The sequence below is a fragment of the Aeromonas sp. QDB62 genome, from assembly GCF_027705695.1.
Classification (GTDB): Bacteria; Pseudomonadota; Gammaproteobacteria; order Enterobacterales; family Aeromonadaceae; genus Aeromonas; species Aeromonas allosaccharophila.
This window is the reverse complement of the sequence record NZ_JAPDCD010000105.1, coordinates 1-2,374: the sequence shown is the minus strand read 5'-3', so window position 1 is coordinate 2,374 and position 2,374 is coordinate 1. Positions and strand designations below refer to the sequence as shown.

Below are 2,374 nucleotides of genomic sequence, written 5' to 3'. Positions count from 1 at the left end.
TGATCTCGCACCTCGATAACTGTACGTAAGATCAGTATAGTTCGTGGTAACTGACTGCTAATCATGGGTAATCAGGTTTTGTTTTCATTTGATGCTGTAAGCCCGCTGACTATATGCCCTTGTAAATGCAAAGTTATTGACCTGAAGCAAAAGTTGCACAGAAATAAATCGATTGCTGTGACATCTTTGCGCGCCATCCCAATCTTGTCGCTCACCCCAGATAACACGCCGCCATGCCCATTCCTGGATACCAGCGCCGCCCGCACCCAACGCCAAAAGGTGCATATCAATGACGCCTTACAACCATGTAGGACAGCGATTAATTGTTGTTAAGATGGGTAAATCAGCGTATTTTTGCGCCACGCAAGTTATTGGGAAGTAATGGTTTATTTATGAAGAATGAGTCGAGATGGCAAAAGGTGGGGGCCTTTCTCGCGGCCGTGTGGGGAATCGGATCCTTTCTCTTTATCCTACTCGGTTTTATTGTCGCGCTGGCCTATCTGGTCCTGGTAAAACACGGTTAATCAAGGCTTGCAGATGAGTATCGTGTGAGAACCGCCCCTTCGACAAGCTGTTCCGGGGTCTGCCCCATCACATCGCCAGGAGACGGGGAACCGCCATACCCGCACCACCGATTGCGCCCTCCCAGCTTGGCCTGATAGAGCGCCATATCAGCCAGCTTGAAACTGTGGCTCCAGAATGAATCCGGACATTCAGGATGCAACGGATAGCGACAGTATCCCAACGACACCGTCAACCATAGCGGCCTGTCTTCGAAGCCAAAGCGGTGCTGGGCAACACGCAGCCTGAGGTATTCGGCTCGCAGCGCCAACTCCTGTTCGTTATCCACCTGCAACAACAGTAAAAACTCCTCTCCCCCCAGCCGGATAATCGGTTCTGATTCACTCACCACCAGCTTGCGCAGCAGTTCAGCCAGTTGCTTCAACACCAGATCCCCGATGTCATGACCAAATCGATCATTTATCCGTTTGAAATGATCGAGATCCAGCAGCAACAGCAAACAAGGCTTGGCTCCGTTAGCCTGCAACCAGCCATCCAAATAACGGCGATTGAAGCAACGGGTCAAGGGATCGGTGAACGCCGCCATCTCCATCTGACAGGATCGCTCCAGCAACGCATCGTGTTGCTGGCTGACCTTGCTGGCCATCTCCCTGAACTTGCCACTCAAGGTCGCCATTTCGGCACTGCTGTCGATAAACGGGATCAAATTGGCATCTGGCCGATCGCCAAAACGCTGCAACGCTGAAACCAGCTGCTGCAACGGGGTAAGCACAATACTGTTGAGTCGGTACATGGCGATCATGATGCAGATAAAACTGATGAACAGCATGCCCACAAAGGTCCAGAGCGCCCCTTCCAGCACACTGCCCAATACTTTGCGCTCCTCCTCGATGACCAGCGTTAACACCGGCAGGTTATCGCTGTTGAGCAGCCGCACCTCTCCCCTCAGCCGATCCAGCCCCAGGTCAATCAGGCGATAGGTCATTTGCGATTTCAACGGTTTGAAGGAGGCGGTGACATCCAGATTGGTATGGGAGATCGCCAGTGGCAGTTCGGTTCGCTGCGATACCTGCTCGAGATAAGCGGTGTCGAGCCAACGCATCACCAGCAAAAAACCGTTGAACGGCGCAGAGCCGTCACTGTTTCTGATCGGCTGCCAGGAGTACATCAATGGCCCCCACTGGGAGGCTCGAATGCCATGCAGGTTGGCCCCTCCCTGCGCCATAGACGCTCCTCTTAACTGCTTTTTCAGCTCGTCGAGAAAATAGGGAAACTGATCAGGATTGATCCCGGGCGCATCGGGCAGCAGGGTACGAGTCCAGATCTCGTGGCCGCCAAGATCCATAAAGCTCATCAGGTTGAGGCTAAAATCCCGCATTGGCATGTCGTTGAACAGATTGGATTCGATGTACATCCTGTTCCTGTTGCCTATAAAGCGGTGGCTATCATCCCAGATGCCCCAATCCCGACTGAATGCATCCAGAGCAGCAACATCGGACTGCACCACCCGGCTAACTCGCAGCAGGTGATCCTTCATGCGCTGCTCTTCAATCCGGGTGGCCGCCGGGATCTGGGCCCATGCCAGCAGGAACAATAGCAGCAGGATAGCCCCCAGCCAGATGGGGAACATGGAGTAAGCCAACTGATGATCAATCGTGCGCGGAGCCTGAGCCATAACCCGATATATCCATTACCATGATGCCGTGATACCCAGCCTGCCCGCATCACACGAGCCGCACCTGCAGGCTCCCGATCTTCATAGTAAAAAGGGGCCAAAGGCCTAATGCCGATCAGTTAAGGATCCATTGACCGATCCTCCTGATGTGTAAAAATCCGAAACCTGTTGATTGGT

1 protein-coding gene is annotated in these 2,374 nt (G+C 53.2%); it reads right to left on the bottom strand.

From position 1 onward, the window contains the following. Positions 1-520: 520 nt before the first annotated feature. Positions 521-2,197 carry a sensor domain-containing diguanylate cyclase gene (locus OKC27_RS22580; RefSeq protein ID WP_270694178.1) on the bottom strand — a complete coding sequence of 559 codons (1,677 nt, stop codon included), beginning with the start codon at positions 2,195-2,197 and terminating at the stop codon, positions 521-523. Between the last annotated feature and the right edge of the window lie 177 nt (positions 2,198-2,374).